Genomic DNA, 17,043 nt, shown 5'->3' with positions numbered 1-17,043 from the left:
TAATGCAAGCATCTCATTTCTTTGTATAAAGAAAAACAAAAAAACCGTATTGATCGGATTAAGCAGCCAACGCATAAATACAGCGCGCACAGGGAAAACGATGGAAGATCAATCCAAAACCTTCCGGAGGATGCCGCGTGACCAAAAATACAGGCGCTACAACGCTTCCACAAACGTCCCAATCATACTGGCGGGACTCCGTCGCACTGCCAACCTTTCCATCGCTTGATCGCGACATCACCATCGACATTGCCGTCGTCGGCGGTGGAATCACGGGCATCACCGCTGCCTACCTCCTGTGCAAAGAAGGCTTGCGCGTCGCGCTGCTCGAGGCGGATCGCCTGCTAAACGGCACGACGGGGCACACCACGGCGAAAATCAGCGCGCAGCACGATCTGATCTATGATGAGTTGATCCACCATATGGGGCGGGAAAAGGCCAAACTCTACGATGAGGCGACAACCGGCGCACGGCGTTATATCGAGAACATCATTCGCGAACAAAACATCGATTGCCAATTCGAAAGTGAAGACGCCTATGTCTATGCGACGACCGAGAACGCCGCAAGAAAACTGGAGCGAGAGTACGACGCGTATCAAAAACTTGGAATCGAAGGGTTTCTCACCGATACGCTTCCATTTGACATTTCCGTTTCGCGCGCGCTTTGCATGAAGGGTCAGGCACAGTTTCATCCACTGGAGTATCTCGCGCACCTCACCCGCGAGATCGTGCAAATGGGGGGCCAGATTTTTGAGCAAACCGTCGCCGTGGATGTCGAGGAGGGAAAACGGACAACCGTGGTCACACGCGAGGGGCACCGCGTAACGACAAACCATGTCCTCGCCTGCTCTCACTTTCCTTTCTACGATGGATTGGGTTTTTACTTTGCGCGGATGCACGCAGAGCGATCGTATGTCATCGCGGGAAAAACAGAAAAACACTATCCTGGCGACATGTATGTAAACATCGATGCGCCCTATCACTCCCTGCGCTCTGTAAGGATCGGGCGTGAAGACGCCGTGCTCATTGGCGGCGGCAATCACATCACGGGACAAGGGAAAGACACCCTCACCTACTATGAAGAACTCGCATCCTTCGGACAAAGCGTTCTCGGCCTTCGCGACGTGCTTTATCGCTGGTCGGCGCAAGACCTCGTGACACTGGATAAGGTTGCGTACATCGGTGAGATCACATCAGGCAACCCAAATGTGCTGGTGGCGACCGGGTATCGCAAATGGGGAATGACCACGGGGACGGCGGCAGCGCTTCTCTTGAGGGACATCGTGATGAGGCGTGACAATCCATACCGCGATCTTTACATGCCCTCGCGCATGTACGTCGATCCGAGCCTGAAGCGATTTCTCGCGCAAAACGCCAACGTGACCGCCCATCTCATCAAAGGCAAGTTTGAGTTGCCGCTTCGGCAAATCGATGATTTGGCAAACGGCGAAGGGGATGTGGTCACCTATGAGGGAAGGCGCGCAGGCGCCTTTCGCGACGAGAACGGGGATGTCCATCTCGTCGATACGACATGCACCCATCTCGGTTGCGAGGTCTCATGGAATCACGGCGATCGCACGTGGGACTGCCCTTGCCACGGCTCTCGATTCTCTGTGGACGGTGACGTGGTCGAAGGGCCTGCACAAAAACCGCTCGAAACCCTGAGCTACCCTTGAGGCATAGGTTTATCTCAACATTGATAAGTAAAATCCGCACAGTCCGTTGCGTAGCCGCCACAAACGAGCGACGATAGGAAATCTTACTTCCCTTCAACAAACTTAAGGCGATTTCCGAACGGGTCGAACGCGTGGCAACGGCGCACCCCAGGAAGCGGATCTTCGATCGTTTCAAATCCGTGATCCGAGAGCGCTTTTCGCACTTTATCAAGATCCTTCACGCGAAACGCCGGGTGCGCCTTTTTGGCTGGGGCAAATTCTGTCTCGACGCCGATATGGAGTTGTTGTGCGCCGCAAAGAAACCAGACACCACCGCGCGCCCTTAACTTCTCCGGTTTTTCTATTTCTACTAAACCTAGAAGATCGCCAAAAAAATACCGCGCCTGCGCTTCACACCCTGCAGGAGCCGCAAGCTGGACATGATCGATACCAAGGACGAGAGATTCCATTCGAGTGACCTCCGCGCTCCATAAGATGATGGATCCAGTTTACATCACACGAGGGGCTGCGTCACTCGATACGAAGATTAGACCTGCCACGGCCACGGTCCTTTCGCCCACAAAAAGCCCGCTCCCCCCTTGCTCTCGCCGTAGTGATACAGTGGCCCGTGGCGATGTTCAAACTGCGCGACGAGATTTTTTTTACCGCGTTGAAACAGCTCAAACTGCGCCAATGCGTTCGCGTCCGAAGGGTGCGTGTCAAGATACAGCGTGAGTTCGACGAGGACAAAGTCGATCGCCTGGAGCTCATGCAAATCCTGATAATACGATTCGGAGATAAATTGTGCCATCGTCTATCCCCTCCAATCGCCGTGATCATACGGACTGTAGAGCGCGGGCCACAGTGTTCCTAATTGAAGTGCCTGCATCGGTGTGCACTGCGGCAGATTTTCGGGTTGAAAAACGATGTACTGATTCGGCGGAACGATGAAGCGCTTCGGCTCAAGCGGCGGACACGGGTCGTACGGACTTCGATACGCTTCATAGAGTCTCCACTGCGTCTGATCCATAATGGACACGCGCCTTTCTCAGTCAGTGTGGCAAATCGATGATCAAAACCCACTCAAAAAACGTCAAAACACGCGCTGTGTATCGTTGTACTCCTTGAGAATTTCCACCGCCTCGCGAAAACGTATCGCGTGGATCACCTCGCGCTGGCGCAAAAATTTCAGACTGTCTTGCAGGTCCACATCATCCGTCATCTCAATCAGCCACTGATAGGTCGCGCGCGCCTTCTCTTCTGCCGCGATGTCTTCATACAAATCGGTGATTGGATCTCCCTTCGCCGCAAAATAGGGCGCCATGAAAGGCGTGCCCGCCGCATTGTGCGGATACAGATCATAACCGTGATCCGCAAAATGACCGCCAAGCCCCGCCTCTCTGAGCTGCATCGGCGTCACATCTTTCGTCAACTTGTAAACCATCGTCGCAATCATCTCTAGGTGGGCAAACTCTTCGGTGCCGATGTCGGTCAAGAGGCCGATGACCCTGTCGGGAAGCGTGTACCGCTGATTCAGGTAGCGGAGCGCTGCGGCGAGTTCCCCGTCGGCGCCGCCGTACTGCTCGATCAGCAACTTAGCCATTTGCGGGTCGCACTTGCTGACGCGCACCGGATACTGCAACTTTTTTTCATACACCCACACGTTTCAGTCACCTCCGTCGCACGTGCCTGTAGGGATGGGTATGCGACGAGGGATTGTACCTATTCAGCGTCAATAATATGGCTATATTATACAGAATATGGGTGTACGCCTTTAAAAGTCCTCAGCAGCGCCAAATGATGAGAGCGGAGCGGGCATTCGAAGACGGCCATGTGAGTTGCTGCCACAGAAGTGATCCATGAATGAAACGACTCACAAAGTGTAGTCTATACGCACTTAAATACAAAAATTTCTGATATATCCGTTTACAGCAAACCTTGTAGAATGCTACAATAATTTTGTGGTTAAAATGGCGCGAGGGGGTGAGCAAGTGAAAATGATCCAACGTGCTTTAAAGAAAGAAGACATCCGTTTAGCTGCTAATAACTGTGACTGCATCAAGCCCTAAGTATCATCGGATTGCGCAAGGCTCTGGAGGAACAACCGAAGGAGCTTGGCAATTACAACACAGGGAGATGAGAAAAATGAATTCGTTCAAGCCGTCACGATTTAATGCACGAAGTCAATCATCCAACGGTGACTTGGTTCTGTACAATAGTCTTTCTGGAGCAATTGGTGTAGTAGACCAAGAGAATAGGGCTTATGTGGAGGAAATACTTCGGCAAAAAAATATACCATGCCATGTGCTTGAGGATACGGAAGTTGGTCGAACCTTAATTGAAAATCACTATTTTGTGAATTCCAAAATGGACGAGTTAACTGAGGCCGAAAAATTTCACCAAGAGTATTTTAATGATGATAAATCGATGCAGTTGATTATACTGCCCACAGAGGAATGCAACTTTCGGTGCAAATATTGTTACGAGTCATTTAAACGTGGTCAAATGGCTCCCAATGTAATTGAAGGGGTTAAAAATCTTATTACTCAAAAGAGTACTCATCTCGACAATTTGATAATTTCATGGTTTGGTGGAGAGCCAACTGAAGCTCCCGATGTTGTGTTCGAAATATCGCAACACGCTCAGAGAATGTGTGAGATTAATAATGTTCAATTCAGATCAGGGATGACTACAAACGGATACAATCTTAACCCTCAGCTCTTCGCTCGACTGATCGAGTGTAATGTACGTCATTACCAGATTACCGTAGACGGATCAAAGGATAATCATGATAGAAATCGCGTGCTCAGGTACGGCGGAGGTACCTTTGAGACGATTGTGCATAATTTAATTGAAATGAGCCACACAGACTACGATTTTAGGGTCACCCTTCGGGTTAACTTTACGCCAGATAGCTTAACCGGGATGGAACTGTTCATAAAAAAATTATTTGATCTGCTCCAAGGTGACAATCGATTCTCCCCATTCTTTCAAGCAGTAGGAAGATGGGGAGGACCTAATGATGATGAATTGTCCGTATGTAGCGAGTCTGACGCTCTCAAGGAACGCTATAATTTATTTGATAAAGCAAGAAGCATCGGTTTCTCAGCACCACTGTTGAGTGAGGGGTTGATTCCCGGAGGAAGTGTATGCTACGCCGCCAAACCATGGTCATTCGTAATTGGTTCTGGAGGGGCATTGCATAAATGCACTGTTGCTCTGGACGACGATCGCAATCGTGTCGGCTTTCTTAATCAAGATGGAACGCTGATGGTCAATAATGACAAGTTCGATTTGTGGGTACATCAAAACGAGGAAACGGATCATAACTGTCAGCGCTGTTTTTTTCGTCCTGCATGTCAAGGTGCCGCTTGCCCATTAGAGCGGATGCGCTCAGGTGAGAGTCCATGCCCACCCGTAAAAAAACATATTAAGAGAGCATTGGGAGCAATCATATAAGTGGGCGCGCGAGTAGTGTTTCAGGGGGGATTTAATATGAAGTATAACGTCCCCCCTACTACAATATTATATGTAGGGCGATTGGCCTCAACATTTGGAAACTGGGTATTTACAACTGCATTGAGTCTTGCGGTCGCGAGAACACACGCTTCATTTATTCCGTGGATTTGGTTTTTTGATAGTATCACCTTGGTTGTGATGGGACCAATCATGGGAGCTATCGCTGACCGAACCGGGATAAGAAAAAGTATACTGATCGCTGATCTCTCGCGGATGGTAATTCTTGCCTTCGTTCCGCTATTGTATAATTCAAAACTTATCTTTGTCGTTATTGTAATAATTGCATCGGCCTCAGCACTGTCTGGAGCAGCTCTGAATCCGTTAATAACGATACTTGGGGGAGCGAAGGGAACCTATAAAATCAATTCAGTCCTTGGATCAATCCAGTCATCATCACAGGTTGTAGGGCCTATGTTGGGTGGTACATTATTCATTTTTGGCATTAATTTTGCATTTTGGTTACAGTCACTTACGTTTCTTGCTTCCGCAATTTGCGTTGGCTTTATTGTGGGAAAGCATGTCGAGAAGTTACAGATGGCAGAGTGCACTGAGGAGACGGAGACGCGGTCAGTGGTAAGCAGCAGGGAGTTGGGTATAGGCAAACTGATTGGGGTCGGGAGACTTTTGCCTCCAGTACTCTTGCTTTTAATGGTCACAAACTCAATCTTCTCATTTGGTTCTTCGATTGTTGACGCAAATGAGGTATTATTTATTACGAAGGGCATTGGCCTTTCCCCCCTCCTCTTTTCTGTGGTCGTTTCATTTGGCGGAGTAGCTACTTCCTAGCATCTCTTTTTAACATTTACATGGCAAAACATCTGTCTACATACAAATTGGTCTGGGTTGGAATGGTTGCTGCCTCGTTGGGAAATGTCATCTACGCTCTTGCAGGCGGTATATTTCAGTTAATTATTGGAATTTGCATGTTGGCTGTAGGTACTACTCTGTTTTTCACTACCTACAGGACTATGGTTCAAAAATTTTCGCCTATACGATTACAAGGAAGAATTTCTGGAGTTGTCAGTGTTCTTCCCAAGGGACTGGGTCTTATCTCTGTGGCCATGTCGTCTTTGTTAATAAGTGTACTTCATATTAAGCAGGTTATCTTGATTGGGGCGCTGATTACAGTCATCGCCATACCATTTGCCCTACTCTCTTCATTGCACAGCAATATCGCTGATGCAAGTGTAGATTCCTGCGAATAGTTGACCTATATAACTTGGAAACGCCCTTCGACATCGAAATTCATGGGTTCCATCCGCGAGAGTTTGAACAAGATTCAGGTATGGCTCAAAATATTCAAAAGCATGGATTGCAGGTATCGTGAAAAAGGAACGGTCAGCATTGATTTGTCTGGAAAATACGAGAAGGGGGAGGAATCAACCCGAAATACACTCAACACAAACTGTATTATTGAAATCCACTGACCCCGTTCATCAAGGATGCAAACTTCGCCGCGCGCCAGCCTGTCGCGTAAAGCGCATACGTCGCACCAAACGTGTGCAGCACCACTTGTGACGGGGCGTCTGAACCATACCCGAAGATACCAAAACCTGTTGCGCCTGATAGAAAGTGCAGATGCGCCAGCTGTGTGACTTGCGCGCGCGCATCCGCCAGCGGATGAACCGAACGCCAACTCGACGGCGGAATGATCCACGTCAGCCCATCCTGCCGCCACGTGACACCTTCTGCTTGCGCACCTTGGTACACACCCGTCCAGACGGTGCCGACAACGCCTGCACCAAGCCGGACACGCGACGCGCGACTACCGGGAAAAGACGCATGTGCGGGCCAACGCATCCCTTGCGGCAGAGCTGCACCAGCAGGCACACCCACCAGCGAATAGAGCATCTCTGCGTTTCCCGCGTTGATCTTTGGCGAGTTTGCCGGAAGCTTCGGTCCAAAGGAAACGGTCACTGAATACCCATCAGGCACCTGACCGCCATCCACCCGATCCTGCACATTGAAATAGACCCCACGCGGCGGGTTCAGTCCACCTGCTGCTTGCCCTTTTGCCACATCCTGCGGAAGCAACACAGGAATCGTCGCTCGCGTGCCAAGCAGCGTGCCAACCGATTGTGCGAACTCCGAATAGGAAGAAAAACGAGCGGGCAGCGGCGGTGCGCCAAGATCTAACACACTCGGTCGTATCGGCCAGTACACGCCCTGCTTCACCACATAGCCTGGCAACGAAAGCGGAGCGTGATTCGCAAACGCCTTGCGTTCACTCGCATAGGAGTATCCCGCGGCCGACCATGCGTAGCCGTTCAATCGACTGGTGAGCAGCGCGATGATCGAGCTTTCCAACCGCGTGCGCTCTTGATCCTGAACACTCCCACGCACAAACGGATACTCCATCGCCCACGTGAGTGCGGAAGGCAGTGCGGCGTGATTGAAGACGACCGGATCAGTGTTCCACGAAACAGGCGCCTGCCCATTGCGATAAAACGGCATACCAGGCACTTGTTTGCCCATGATGCTGTTCCAGTAGGCGGCCAAACTGTTGATCTCCTGCCAGTCGAGCAACTTCAAGTCCATAAGCGCCTCACTCCCGCGCCGCGCGAGGCTCGCCTTTGGCGCCGCAACAAGAATGGGGGAAGCGACCGAAGCGGAGGAACCTGTTCCTGGATCTGCCGGAAAGATTCCGATCCAGGAGCCCACCGAAATGGCTACCTGTGCACCGAGATTCGCAAAAGCTGGCACAGCCACACCCCATGAACTTTGATACAGCGAGTAGGTTTGCGGAATGGCGAACAATCGGTAGGCCCCCGTTTGGACGTTCAACGCGACAAGTCGATTCCAGTGGCGAAAGCCAACGATGAGCGGATATTGTTTTGGATACAGCGGCGGAAGCTGCGGGCCTTTTAGCGCGACCCAAAGCCAGGCACCGCTTTGTCCGATAATTTGATTATCAAGCGATCCGGGAGCTGCGCTCTGTGGATTCTGCCCAGATCCGTAGAGCGGGATCGCTTTTGGCCATGCGACAACGGGGTGTGACGCCGACGTTGTCCCCTGTTCAATCTTGACCGATTGAACATTGAAATGCATGGGGAATGTCGTAGGAAACACGAGTTGGAATAGGCCATGGTATCCTTTGGGGGCATCTTTCGTCGCGACAGGAACAGAGAAAGAGTCACTCTTTTCCTTCCAGAGTGCTGTTCGATACGTCGTGATCAAAGAGCCATTGCCCGAAACGGCATGGTGACTCACCGTCACCTGGAGTTGCCCGCGCACGTTCGCAAGTCCCGCAATGGACGCATCCGCACCGAATTGCGGCGTGAGTGGCGCATAGCGCCAGCCTGTCTGTAGAGGACGCGCGACGGCACGATGTGAGAACACGTTGGACTTCTGCGCAAAAGAGACTGCAGAAGGCAGTACTCCGACGCATAGCGCAAGGGCGATCAACGCCACGGTTTTTTTCTTATCGATCACGAGCATCCCATGATAACCTCTCTTCATTCCGTCGATCCACGGATAAGACGAACGACAAGGCGATTCGGTTACACCATCAAGGTGTCTCATCCGCTTCCATCGTCAGCCAGCCGCAGCGCGCTGCCGCGACGACCGCCTGCGTTCGATCAGATACGCAAATCACCGCACAAAAGATGAATTTGCACGAGCCTACGTCCAATGGCGTATGGAGAATCTACCTTTCCTGCGTTATGGTCAATGGAGAGAGACAAAACGAAAGTCAGAAAATGGAGGCTTTAACCCATGCATCAAACCTATCGTTGGAACCCAAAAACGCTTGAGCGTCTGTGTGAAATCGAAGACCTTTCTCCCCATTCCATCCTCCCGTGGATTCGCGCCATGCGCTCCGGTGGACTGTCTGACGGCGCTATCCACCGTTTGCTTGCGCTCGCCTCTGCGCGCTCCATTGATCATCACGGTCCATTCATCGGTCACGGCACGTTTAACGGAGGCCCCGTGCTACGCGCATCGTCCATCCTCTCGCCACACTTTAAGGACTTGGCGCTCTTGCAAACGGCTGTCTACGTCGTTGAACTCTTCGAACATCCAAACTACGGCCCGTATCGACTGATGGCGATGAAACCCGTCATGGAAGAAACACTCGACCAATCAAAGCGGGCATGGATCGAAGATGTCGAGTCTGGCCAAAGGCCGCTGCAATCGGAACATCGCGTGGTCGGCTTGTTCAAGGCCATGGGAAGTCAGATCCGCTGGTTGTTGACAGAAGCCGCGCTGCGCCAATACCCTGAGAACGAACACCGCTTGCTCATGGTCCATCGCGCCTGTCAACTGCTTGACGACACCGACGGATGGAGCGAAGCCGAGCCGCTCTTGCGCGCTGCCGTGCAGTATCTCGCTTCGCGTCCGAATACCCAGTTCATCTCTGAAAAACTCAGTCTCCTTCCACACTGGCCGGAAGCAGGAAAGGCAGATGCGACGCTCGTTGCGCGCGCCATCGAGCAACTCACCGAAGTGGAGTACGGTCAAGAGGTGGACGTCCTGCTCGATCTCATCGCATCAGGTGCGAGTGGCGCCACTCTCCATGAAGCGATCGCTTTGACATCATCCGATTGGCTGCGGCGGACGCGCTTTGACGCACACGCAGTCACCGGCGTGCACTGTGCGCTTGATCTCCTGTCCGACAAGGAAACGCCGGCAACCCTGCGCGCCTTGGCGGGAACCCTCGCCCTGTCGAGTTCACGCGCGCGACGACAAAAGGAAAACAGGGATGCGTGGCGGACACCCTTACCCGTAGAAGGACAGCCACTCCATCTTAACGAAGTCAGAACCATTGTGCTGAGTGACCCTGAGGGACTGCAGGCGGCACAGGCGGCAGGAAACTTCGTTCGCTCAGGCGGCGACGCCGTTTCTCTCGCGCGCAGTCTGATGGAGATCGCACTGACTACATCCGGACCATTTGACGCGATTCACAATGTAAAGATGCTCTGGGGGCTCCTCCTTGAGACACAGCGTTCAACTCTGCCCCAACAGGCGTGGGTGCATCTTGCGGCTGGCGCAAGAGTAGTCGCAGAGACAGCTGCTGCCGAAAAAGAGAAAGCCGCGCCGATTCTCGCGCAGTGGAAGGAGTCATTGGACTGGAACACACCCGGCATCTAACATCGCCTACCCGCATCGCCATCACACTTGCCGTAAGCCGAGGCTTCTCTGCGCTCGGCGGCAAGATCGCACTCACCATTTTGCCTGTGATCGTCTATCTCATCAGCCATTCGCTGGCACAAGCGGGGTTGGTGCTTGGAGCTCGCCTGCTGATCTCTACGATCTCAACGCCGATTTCCGGCGTGTTCGCCGATCGCATGAATCAAAAAACGCTGATGCTCGCGTCAAACAGTGCGCGCATCGCGCTCTTTGCCTTGATGGCGCAGCTTCACTCGATTCCCATGCTCGCAATTCTCATCGCGATAACGGCCGTCGGTGGCATGCTTGAGGCGACATCCGTCGCGAGCCTTACGCCAAAAATCGTGCGTGCAGCCGAACTTCCGCGCGCCAACGCCATCCTCAGTTCAGCGCTCAATCTCTCGTTTATCAGCGGTCCTCTGCTAAGCGGCGTCATTGTCGCGCGCTTCTCTGCCAATTGGGGATTTTACGCCGCGGCACTCACTCAGGTCGTCGCGCTCCTCGCCACGATGACCCTGCCGTCCCATCCGCGCGATGAGACCGTTTCTACGCAAACAAAAAACGTCACCTCACAGCTGTTCGAGGGGTTGACGTTTGCGTTTCGAGACCGCTTTCTCACGCTCATGCTCACGGTGTATAGCGTGTTTATCCTCGGATTGACGGCATTCAATGTTCTCTCCGTGGGACTTTCCTACCGTTTCCACATGGGCGGCTACGGTTACGGGATTCTCATCGCGGCGCAAGGGGCTGGCATGCTCGTCGTCACCTTTTTGTCCGCCAAGTGGATCAAGACGTCCTCCATCGTACCGCTGTTCTTGATCAACATGCCCATCCAGGGACTGTCAATCCTCGCCATCGCCTTATCCAAGTCGTTTCTGCTCTGCGTACTCTTCGCCTTTTTCCAGGGCGTCGGCTGGGGCATGGAACAGGCGAGTGTCATGACCGTGCTGCAATTTCGCATCCCCTCAGCGCTGCAAGGGCGCACCATCGGCCTCTTTTTCTCTGCGCTCAGCATCGCAGAAACAGTCGGCGTCATTCTATTTGGCTGGCTCGGCGGGCAGATCGGAGATGCGGTAGCACTCGCGACCGCAGGCCTTCTCTCCACCGTTTTTGCGATTCTTGCGATCTTTTTACTGCGACCGCACTTGTGCGACGCACATGCTGACGCGGCGCACTAAACCCGCGTGGGAAGCGAACGCACTAGATCCGTGTCGATAGCGATCGCGCAAAAGAAACAGTCTCAGCATCCAAGTAAGTCCCGGTGTGGATGCCCATTTTATCCAGCATGGCGAGCACGTCCTCCGTTGCGACATTGCCGGTTGCACCCGGCGAAAAAGGGCATCCCCCGAGGCCGCCTGTCGACGCGTCGAAACGGTCGACTCCCGCAAGCAGCGCCGCATACACATTGGCGAGTGCAAGTTTTGACGTATCGTGAAAGTGTCCAACAAACGGCATCCGCGGATAGGCTTCCTTCAGCGACTGACACCTCTCAAACACCTCTTGCGGATGGGCTTGGCCGTTTGTGTCGCCAAGATCAATCTCATCCGCACCAAGCTCGGCAAACCGCTTCACCACGTGATCGACCTCTTCATAAGAAACCGCTCCCTGATACGGACAGTGCCACACCGTCGAGACGTACGCGCGAACGAACAAACCGCGCTGTTTGGCGCGCGCGAATAACGGCTCGCACTCGGCCAGTGATTCGTCCGTCGTGCGATTCACATTCTTTTGATTGAATGCGTTACTCGCACCGATGAACACGGCAATCTGCGGTACGTCCGCCGCGAGCGCGCGCTCCAATGCCTTGAGATTTGGCGTGAGCGTGATATAGGTGATGCCCAGTTGGTTGCAGTACGCTACGATCGCTTCCGCATCCGCCATTTGCGGCACCCATTTCGGGTGAACGAATGACGTCGTCTCGATGCGCCGAAAACCTGCCTTTGACAGGCGCAGAATGAGCTCTTTCTTCTTATCCGCCGAAACAAGCACCGGTTCGTTCTGAAGCCCGTCGCGCGGCGACACATCGATAATCTCCACTTGACGCGGCAACGGCCTGCCATTGTCGCGCACGGACCCGGGAATCACTGGGCTCATGGTTTTTCACCTCTTCTTCTCCGTAAGCTGGGTCATTTATAAATCAAGATGATACTTTTTGGAAATTTCTTCATTATGCGCGCCGAGCGTAGGACCTGGCCATTGAATTTTCCCCGGAGTATCACTCAATTTCGGAACAATACCCGGCATCTTTAATGCGCCCAGTCCTTCTACATGTACCGTCTCAATCATTCCACGCATTTGATAGTGGACATCTTCGAACATATCAGCAACCGAGTAAATTGAACTCGCAGGTACTGCTGCCGCATCCAACTGTTCCAGGACTGTTTTTAAATCATTGTTCTGAGTCCACGTCTCAATAAGATGATCAAGGTACTCCGCATGCTCTGATCGCTTCTGATTCGATGAGAATTGGTCATCTTTCGCCACATCCTCGCGCCCAATCGCTTTCATCAAACGCACAAAAATGCTGTCGCTGTTCCCCCCAATCACGACAAATTTACCATCCCTCGTACCATACGTATTCGACGGTGTGATTCCAGGCAGTGTCGAACCCGTTCGCTCGCGCACGATTTGCGAACGAGCGTATTCAGGAACCATCGATTCCATAAGCGAAAAGATCGTTTCATACAAAGCCACATCAATGCATTGCCCTTGACCACCATGAACATCACGATGATAGATGGCCATCAACGCTCCGAGCGCTCCATATATACCGGCAATGCTATCTCCAATGCTGATCCCAACACGCGTTGGGGGGCGATCAGGATACCCGGTTAAATAGCGAAGCCCTCCGATTGCTTCTGCAATTGAACCAAACCCCGGCTTGTCTCTATAAGGTCCCGTTTGTCCAAAACCTGAAATGCGAACCATGACGATCTTCGGGTTTATCTTTTTTAGATCATCATATCCAATTCCCCACGCTTCAAGATGCCCCGGACGGAAATTCTCCACGAGAATATCAACCTCTAACGCGAGCTTTCGGATAACCTCTTGACCTTCTGTGGAACCCAGATCAATCGTGATCGATTTTTTATTTCGTGACTGAACATACCACCACAGCGAGGTATTATTCTCCACATATCTCCAAGTGCGTATGGGATCTCCTTTACTGGGCGGTTCCACCTTGATGACCTCTGCCCCAAACTCTGCAAGAAGTCGCGTGGCAAAAGGCGCCGCAACGAGCTGTCCCAATTCTAGAACCTTCAAACCGTGAAGTGGTCCGTTAGACATCACACGTTCTCCTTAAGAAAAATTGGATGATCCCAAAACTGCAGATGGTTTCTTCGCTAATAAAAACCCTGCGTCAGGAACGTAGGTTTCAAGATTTAAGTTTTTAAGAATTTCATATACCGTTGCGATTGCAGCAGTCATTACAGGTTTTCCGATTTTATCCTGGACGATCTGCACAGCAGGAAGCGAAGGCATTTGCACACATGCAGATAACACGATCGCATCCGCTTCAGTCGTCTTCAATCGATCGACGATGTGCACAAGATTCATTGGATCAAGGCGTCCCACAGCAAGATTGTCCGAAACCTCCAAACTAATCGCATCGACCACTTCAATGCCCGTTTCTTCGATATAATCTACCACCTGTTGTGTGAGCGGTTTCATATAGGGTGTAACCATAGAGATTCGCTTGGCGCCAATCTCACTCAAACTTCGCACGAGTGCACCGGCACTACTCACAATCGGTGCACTGCATTTATTTTCAGTTGTTTTTTCATAAAGGCGCTTTTCTGAGATTCGATGATACTGTTTTCCTTGGCACATGATTGCCACAAGACAAGCATACGCTAGCACATCACAAGCTGCATCTGACAATTCAATGGCACAGCGGTCACTATCGCAATCCATCATTTTTAATTCCTCAACAGATACATGCTGCATGCGCATACGACTTGAGTGAAAAGTAAATGACTCATCTTTGTTCACCGCCATACGACGCATGAGCATCGCCGGAATCTCCGTTTCCATCGTCGTATTTGAACTTGGTACGATAAGACCCACTCGATAATTCATCATAACAATTGCACCTCCCAATTTGATGTAAAATTACAATTCAATCAATTATTTATTGAAAACGTTTACAATCCAAAGTATACTATACACAGTGTTCCGCATGCAATAATACGGTATTCTGTATACAGAATACTAAAATTGTAGTTTTGATCAAATATACTAGACATGAACCAAATTAAAGGAGGGCAAAAATTGCAGATTCAAAAACCGATTCCAGTCAATCAACAAATTTATGATTTTCTGTTTAAACAAATTCTCGAAGGAAGCATGCCTGCTGGTACGCGATTGGCAGAAGAGAAAATTGCGACGCAACTCGGAGTGAGTCGTACGCCTGTTCGAGAATCCATTTTACGGCTTGAACAAGAAGGTCTCGTTCGCAATAAATTTGTAATCGAACCCACCCTCAAAGAGATTCAAGATTGTTACGAAGTTCGCATTCTTCTCGAAAGTTATGCCGCTCGAAAAGCCGCTCAGACAATGACTGAACAGGAAAAAAAACAATTAAGCGAGCTTGTTAATCATGCAGATCCGAATAATTTTGAGTCAATCATGCGAATGCATACCGAATTTCACCAAACTATTGTACGCGCGGCGGAAAATGACCAGATCAGTCAACTCATCGAACGCATGCACGCAATCATACTCCTGTGCCGCAAAGACATTGTGCGAAATCGTCAAGCGCTCCCACACGAACACGACGCGATTTATCACGCTATTCTTCAGGGTGATGGCGAGCAAGCCGAACATTTAATGAAGCAGCATCTAAACGCAAACTTCGAATCGATGATCTGTCATATTCCTGCCACTGAAAATCGCACTGTCAATCCAGCTTGATAGACAATCGGGAGCCTGTAGCTCCTCACAGCAAAAGAAAGCGATTACAAATCGCGGTTCAAAAAGGAGAGTAGTGCAATGGCCGTCTCTTTAAATGAAATTGGGCTTCAGAATAATGTTTCTTCCTCTCGAGCGTACTCGACACTCGCAGGCGCTTGGGGAGCTTGGTTATTTGACGCGATGGATGCTGGCATTTTCAGTTTCGTCATGCTTGCGATTTCCCACTCCTTTCACACATCTCTACCGAGCGTCGTTGGAACAATGGCATGGTTCCTGCTGGCAACTGGCATTGGCGGCTATCTGCTTGGTAATATTTCTGATTTTATCGGTAGAAAGCCGACCATCGTTTTATCCATCCTGATCTACGGTGTTGGAACACTGCTCTGCGGTAGCGCAGGTTCACTGACTCAACTAAACATCTACCGTTTTGTTGTTGGACTTGCCGTCGGTGGTCTGTGGTCAGGGGCCGCCAGTTTGATTTCCGAAGTGTGGAAACCAGAGAGCCGCGCGAAAGCTCTCGCCATTCTCCAGACAGGATGGTCTGGTGGCAACCTTCTTGCCGCGATCTTTGCCTGGTCTATTCTCGCCTCAAACCATAGTCCGGGAGCCTGGCGCGAGCTATTCATGATTAGCAGCATTCCCGCACTACTCGTATTTGTCTATTGCCTCTTTTTTGTAAAGGAATCCCCCGTTTGGATTGGCAACAAAGAATTCATGCGAAGCCATTCAAAAAACCGTAGTTTGATCGAGATATTCAAACCGGAATTTTTCCGTCGCACGCTTTTTGCATTTCTTATCTCCATGCTCGCAATGACAGGTTACTGGATGATCATGACGTTCGTACCAACCTTTTTAATCAAAATTTTAAATATTAATCTGGGACAAGCGCCCATTTTCCTCGTATGGACGGGAATCGGAGGCATTCTCGGATACCTTATCTATGGCGTGCTCGCAGAAAGAATCGGACGCCGCCACAGCTTTGCACTATTCTTCTTTTTCATGGTAATCATGGTGCCCATCTTCACATTTACTGTGAGTCACATGCCCCTGACGCACGGCAAACTCATCCTCACTGGACAAAACGTCACAAGGCTAGGCATCGTTTCGGCGCTAATCGGGTTTGGCACAGGTTACTTCAGTGGCTTCGGCGCGTGGTATTCGGAACTGTTTCCAACAAGCATCCGTTCAACAGCCAGTGGATTCTGCTTTAATTTCGGTCGCGTTGGCGCGATCCTTGGGATTTTATCCGCCCCTTTTCTTATAAAATCGTTTGGTTTTGCGATAACCATCAGCGTCGCTTCAATCGCCTATCTCCTGGCGGGCATCCTCGTATACGCACTGCGTGAGACAAAGGGAACTGTGATTACAAGCGGCAACTAAAATAGAGCGTGATCATTTAAATGAAATGATCACGCTCCACGGTGTGCCTTACGAACATTCTCTTTAAACCCTCTTCGCCGTAAGCTGAATGAACGAGACGCTTGCGGCAAGAGGCCCCTCGTAGATCTCAATGGATGAATTCCCTTTGGGCAACGTCACATCCATCTCAAGCACGCTGTACTGATTCGCGAGCGGTGCTTGCTACATGCACGCGGAATAAGGCCGTCACCTTCGTTTGCTTGCACAATAGCCGAAACATGAGTTATGCAGTTGCTGTATAAATTTGGATCTCTATTTTTGTGTAAAGTTTATGAAATCACAATAAAACTATTGACATTTCTGGTACACCCCAAAAATCGACGAGAAGGCATCTAACGGCCTATCTCTTAGCGATGTGGGTGTGAACCATGGCTCGTTTATGTAAACCTGGATTCAAAGAACTCTCGTCTTTCAGTCGTGTGGGTGGCGC

The 17,043-nt window shown here is 50.9% G+C and carries 16 protein-coding genes; 8 read left to right on the top strand and 8 right to left on the bottom strand.

Translation table 11 applies throughout. The features are described from left to right. Window positions 1-137: 137 nt before the first annotated feature. On the top strand, window positions 138-1,676 hold the full coding sequence (locus ATW55_RS14860; protein WP_067719861.1) for an FAD-dependent oxidoreductase: 1,539 nt from the start codon (window positions 138-140) through the stop codon (window positions 1,674-1,676). 83 nt (window positions 1,677-1,759) lie between these two features. Here the strand turns inward: ATW55_RS14860 and ATW55_RS14855 are convergent, their stop codons facing one another. The 4 genes from ATW55_RS14855 to ATW55_RS14840 form a co-directional block, all read right to left on the bottom strand. Further along, a complete protein-coding gene (locus tag ATW55_RS14855) occupies window positions 1,760-2,125 on the bottom strand; it encodes a VOC family protein (protein ID WP_067719858.1) in 366 nt (121 codons plus the stop codon). 77 nt (window positions 2,126-2,202) lie between these two features. Next, entirely contained in the window at window positions 2,203-2,466 is a 264-nt protein-coding gene (locus ATW55_RS14850; protein ID WP_067719855.1) for a spore coat protein CotJB, read from the bottom strand. Window positions 2,467-2,469: 3 nt separating this feature from the next. Further along, window positions 2,470-2,685, bottom strand: a complete 216-nt coding sequence (locus ATW55_RS14845; RefSeq protein ID WP_067719852.1) for a spore coat associated protein CotJA — start codon at window positions 2,683-2,685, stop codon at window positions 2,470-2,472. Between the two features lie 63 nt (window positions 2,686-2,748). Next, window positions 2,749-3,318, bottom strand: coding sequence for a manganese catalase family protein (locus tag ATW55_RS14840; protein WP_067560585.1), 570 nt, complete (start codon window positions 3,316-3,318; stop codon window positions 2,749-2,751). Between the two features lie 482 nt (window positions 3,319-3,800). On the opposite strand from ATW55_RS14840, the gene ATW55_RS14835 reads away from it, so the two are divergent. The 3 genes from ATW55_RS14835 (at window position 3,801) to ATW55_RS14825 (ending at window position 6,379) form a co-directional block, all read left to right on the top strand. Further along, complete coding sequence (locus ATW55_RS14835) at window positions 3,801-5,114, top strand: radical SAM/SPASM domain-containing protein (RefSeq protein WP_067719843.1); 1,314 nt, start codon at window positions 3,801-3,803, stop codon at window positions 5,112-5,114. Window positions 5,115-5,150: 36 nt separating this feature from the next. After that, the gene (locus ATW55_RS14830; RefSeq protein WP_153005185.1) at window positions 5,151-5,960 is read left to right on the top strand and encodes an MFS transporter; all 810 of its coding nucleotides are present in this window, start codon (window positions 5,151-5,153) and stop codon (window positions 5,958-5,960) included. 77 nt (window positions 5,961-6,037) lie between these two features. Next, window positions 6,038-6,379, top strand: a complete 342-nt coding sequence (locus ATW55_RS14825) for a hypothetical protein (RefSeq protein ID WP_153005184.1) — start codon at window positions 6,038-6,040, stop codon at window positions 6,377-6,379. 205 nt (window positions 6,380-6,584) lie between these two features. Here the strand turns inward: ATW55_RS14825 and ATW55_RS14820 are convergent, their stop codons facing one another. Then, the gene (locus ATW55_RS14820) at window positions 6,585-8,612 is read right to left on the bottom strand and encodes a hypothetical protein (RefSeq protein ID WP_067719836.1); all 2,028 of its coding nucleotides are present in this window, start codon (window positions 8,610-8,612) and stop codon (window positions 6,585-6,587) included. 276 nt (window positions 8,613-8,888) lie between these two features. On the opposite strand from ATW55_RS14820, the gene ATW55_RS16405 reads away from it, so the two are divergent. Both ATW55_RS16405 and ATW55_RS14810 read left to right on the top strand, forming a co-directional pair. Next, complete coding sequence (locus tag ATW55_RS16405) at window positions 8,889-10,262, top strand: hypothetical protein (RefSeq protein ID WP_067719828.1); 1,374 nt, start codon at window positions 8,889-8,891, stop codon at window positions 10,260-10,262. Beyond that, window positions 10,223-11,458, top strand: a complete 1,236-nt coding sequence (locus ATW55_RS14810) for an MFS transporter (protein WP_067719824.1) — start codon at window positions 10,223-10,225, stop codon at window positions 11,456-11,458. Before ATW55_RS16405 ends, ATW55_RS14810 begins: the two co-directional genes overlap by 40 nt. Before the next feature lie 22 nt (window positions 11,459-11,480). Here the strand turns inward: ATW55_RS14810 and ATW55_RS14805 are convergent, their stop codons facing one another. From ATW55_RS14805 to ATW55_RS14795, 3 genes are read right to left on the bottom strand one after another with little or no spacing between them, the layout of a single operon-like run. Then, window positions 11,481-12,374: a hydroxymethylglutaryl-CoA lyase gene (locus ATW55_RS14805; protein WP_067719815.1), complete on the bottom strand. Its 894-nt coding sequence runs from the start codon at window positions 12,372-12,374 to the stop codon at window positions 11,481-11,483. A gap of 36 nt (window positions 12,375-12,410) precedes the next feature. After that, window positions 12,411-13,568: a CaiB/BaiF CoA transferase family protein gene (locus ATW55_RS14800; RefSeq protein WP_067719812.1), complete on the bottom strand. Its 1,158-nt coding sequence runs from the start codon at window positions 13,566-13,568 to the stop codon at window positions 12,411-12,413. A gap of 12 nt (window positions 13,569-13,580) precedes the next feature. Beyond that, window positions 13,581-14,315, bottom strand: a complete 735-nt coding sequence (locus ATW55_RS14795; protein ID WP_201025003.1) for a maleate cis-trans isomerase family protein — start codon at window positions 14,313-14,315, stop codon at window positions 13,581-13,583. A gap of 237 nt (window positions 14,316-14,552) precedes the next feature. Here ATW55_RS14795 and ATW55_RS14790 point away from each other — a divergent pair, with 237 nt between their 5' ends. Both ATW55_RS14790 and ATW55_RS14785 read left to right on the top strand, forming a co-directional pair. After that, entirely contained in the window at window positions 14,553-15,194 is a 642-nt protein-coding gene (locus tag ATW55_RS14790; RefSeq protein ID WP_067719806.1) for a GntR family transcriptional regulator, read from the top strand. Between the two features lie 78 nt (window positions 15,195-15,272). Further along, on the top strand, window positions 15,273-16,574 hold the full coding sequence (locus tag ATW55_RS14785) for an MFS transporter (RefSeq protein WP_067719803.1): 1,302 nt from the start codon (window positions 15,273-15,275) through the stop codon (window positions 16,572-16,574). The last annotated feature ends 469 nt before the right edge of the window (window positions 16,575-17,043 follow it).

Source organism: Ferroacidibacillus organovorans (genome assembly GCF_001516615.1).
Classification (GTDB): Bacteria; Bacillota; Bacilli; order Alicyclobacillales; family SLC66; genus Ferroacidibacillus; species Ferroacidibacillus ferrooxidans_B.
The sequence above is the reverse complement of the archived record's forward strand: the minus strand, read 5'-3'. Positions and strand labels throughout refer to the sequence as shown.